The sequence below is a fragment of the Pseudomonas sp. No.117 genome (assembly GCF_054558395.1).
Genome location: NZ_BAAJNP010000025.1, coordinates 1 through 356, shown reverse-complemented (window position 1 = coordinate 356; position 356 = coordinate 1). Strand labels below are relative to the sequence as shown.

Sequence of the window (356 nt, the reverse complement as noted above, 5' to 3'; positions counted from 1 at the left end):
GTAGGAAAGCGGCAGAGCCTCCTCGGGCAGGCGCGCCAGACGGCGAATCGGGAATTGTAGAAAACTCATCCCCTTGGCGGCGAGTCGTTTATAGAACAGTGCACGTTGTGCCGGGGGAAGGCCGGCGAAACGAAGGGCCATGTCTGCCTGGGTATCAAATGTCATGTCAAACCGCCTCGAGTTCGGTCATGAGGTCCTGCAGCTCGCTGAAATCAGCGGCTACGGCCGTCTGGTCGTGAGTAAGCGCCTGCGCGTAGTCGCCCAGGGTCTCGGCCTGGAACAGCAGCATCAGCGGCGCCTTGAGGTTCAACTGCGCCTGTACCCGCGCCGTCACCTGGGTGGCGAGCAGGGAATGG

At 62.1% G+C, this 356-nt stretch carries 1 protein-coding gene; it reads right to left on the bottom strand.

The annotated features are described in order from the left end of the window. Positions 1–166 precede the first annotated feature (166 nt). Positions 167–356 (bottom strand): phosphopantetheine-binding protein (locus ACYJP6_RS24185; protein ID WP_459478566.1); only part of this gene is annotated, 190 nt, incomplete at its 5' end.